At 54.9% G+C, this 2444-nt stretch carries 3 protein-coding genes and 1 pseudogene; all 4 read left to right on the top strand.

Annotated features, from left to right (window positions below):
- Window positions 1–257 (top strand): hypothetical protein (locus tag WBG04_RS20910; protein ID WP_424316672.1); only part of this gene is annotated, 257 nt, incomplete at its 5' end.
- 98 nt (window positions 258–355) lie between these two features.
- Complete coding sequence (locus WBG04_RS20915) at window positions 356–1207, top strand: hypothetical protein (RefSeq protein ID WP_424316673.1); 852 nt, start codon at window positions 356–358, stop codon at window positions 1205–1207.
- Between the two features lie 26 nt (window positions 1208–1233).
- The gene (locus tag WBG04_RS20920; RefSeq protein ID WP_424316674.1) at window positions 1234–1917 is read left to right on the top strand and encodes a hypothetical protein; all 684 of its coding nucleotides are present in this window, start codon (window positions 1234–1236) and stop codon (window positions 1915–1917) included.
- Window positions 1918–2060: 143 nt separating this feature from the next.
- Window positions 2061–2444, top strand: a pseudogene (locus tag WBG04_RS20925) (hypothetical protein); the annotation flags it as partial.

The raw sequence follows: 2444 nt of genomic DNA on the forward strand, positions 1-2444 counted from the left end.
CTCTGATGTTCATGGCTGCCCACATGGTGGAGTCCTTCAACGTGAATATTTGGTATAGCTCGGCCGCCAACCGCTTGCTTGATCAGACGATCGAAGGAATCAATGCCGGACAAGCGGAGCAAGTCGCCCGGGAACTCGCTTTGATGAAGGAGGAACTCCAGGTTACCTACGAGAACCGGGGGAACTTCAAGGAACTGGCCGAAGAAACAGCTGAGCGTTTGGAGAGGCTTCCCAAGCCGAGCCGGAGTGAGCCGTAGCAGGCAGCTCGGGCTTCATCCTGTGGCCCAAATTCCACCTTTTCGTACGGTCCGTTGGATTGGCTTGAATGAATCCGTCCAACTTGCGTCTATCAGGAATGATCAAACTGTATCTAGGCAGATGGGCCGTCATCACCGGAGTGGCTTTGGCCGGAACTTCGTCGGGTCAGGAAAAGGTGCCTGAGGCATTTTCGAAAGAAGATGCACAAGCACCGACCCACTCTGATTCAATCTCGGATATCGATCCATTTGACCCTGATGTTGGCCGGCCGAAGTATGTTCAGGTCCAAGTTGAGTTCGTCGAAATGAGCCACCTCAAGCTGACCGAGCTTCTTTTCCTATCTGATCCAGCGAGCAGCGATGCCACTCCACTCAGGAAACAGGTAGTCGAACTCGTCAAAAAGGGTGAAGCCGAGGTGCTGGAGACCATGATGGTAGTTGCCCGAAGTGGCGAGAAGGCGACCAGTGAGGGAATCCGGGAATTTATCTACCCCACCGAATACGAACCGCCCGAAATTCCCTCGAAAATCACGATCCCCGGAAAACCGGACGAACTCTCCCCCGAGAAGCTCAAGCTGATGTGGATGATGAGGACGCCCGCGACTCCTACGGCATTCGAGACCCGCAATCTTGGCAGTACCCTAGAGATCGCCCCGACCCTTGGAGAGAACGACAAATACATCGATCTCCAACTGGCACCAGAGATTGTCTGGCACACCGGCAACACCGTCTGGGTCGAGACCAAGGATGGCCTCGGAAACGTTTCAAGAATTGAGATGCCGCAAATGTACAAGCTTTCGGTCAACACCGCCATCACCTGCTTGGACAATCAATATAACCTGATCGCCATCCTCTCCCCAAAAGATCAGAAGGGTGTCACGGACATGACCCGCAAGGTCATGGTGTTCGTGAAATGCGACATTCAGGTCGTGAAGGAAGGCGGAGAATGATCCGGGCTCTGGCATCCGCGGCTTGTATGTTTTCCTCCGCCTGGGCGGAGGACGCTGTCGTCACGGTGCATGTCATCGAGATGGAGCAGCCGGTTTTGTCGGAGCTTCTTTCCAAGAATCTGGCCGGTGAACCGCTGGTCGAAGAGATCCGGCGAATAGTCACGATCGAAGCGGCGCGGTTCTACAATACCTGCCTCCTCCGTTGTTCAGTCGGCTCACGAGCCAGCATGGAATCCACCAGTGAACTTATTTACCCCACGGAATACGCAGGTTGGGAGCTTCCACCGTCCAGGGAGTATCAGGAAAGACTGATGAAGCGGGCGCGGGGCTGGTGGGACGCATGGCCTTTCATGCCGGTCCTCTCAGGGTTCTCCGGCGACTTCGAAGTTCGCAGCATCGGTGAGGCATTCGAAATCTCGGCTCTTAATCAAGCCGACCCCCATGATTCACCCTTCGAGTCCGGTCAGGGTTGGGCTCTGGAATTTGTCACCCGCAAAGCCGACATCGTTTTTCTGAAGCACCCTGCGCTTCAAGGTCCGGACTTCAAAGAGAGCTTCCCTCAATTCCAGACGCAGCGAATCCAAGGCAAGCAGCTGGATCCAGGAACTTGGAGAACCGTTGGCGTGATGACCGAACCCAAGGACGGGGGCGGACCGGGAGACAAACTCCTCACCATCATGAAGGTTGAACTGTTGGAGGACACCCCGTGAGAAGACTCCTGTCCATCATCGCAAGTGGGGTTCTCGTGACTGAAGCCGGAGCTCAGTCGAATGACCCCTTCTCCCCTCCTCAAGGTGGTGAGCAAAACCCTCATGGATATGATCCCTTTGATCCCCACTTGTATTCTCCCAGAATGGTCCGAATTCAGGTCGAGTATATTCAAGTCGCTCAAAGCCGATACCTCCATCTGATCGCTGAAAAACGGGAGGCTGCGGATGCCACTCCCTTGCGGAAGAAGCTTCAAGGCATGGTCATGAGCGGTGAGGCCAAGGTGCTTGAAACCGCGATGGTCGTTGGACGAAGTGGCGAGAAGGCCACCATCGAATCGATCAAAGAATTCATCTTTCCAACCGATTACAACCCTCCGGGGAGCATTCCTTTCGAACTCACCGACGAGCAAAAGAACCGCCTACGGAATCGACGCATGCTTCGGATCCCGATCACACCGACCTGCTTCGAGTCGAGGAACCTCGGAGCCACCCTCGAAGTGGCTCCAAATATCGGAGCCGATAATCAC

Origin of the sequence: Haloferula sp. (assembly GCF_049672945.1) — a bacterium.
Taxonomy (GTDB): domain Bacteria; phylum Verrucomicrobiota; class Verrucomicrobiia; order Verrucomicrobiales; family Akkermansiaceae; genus Haloferula.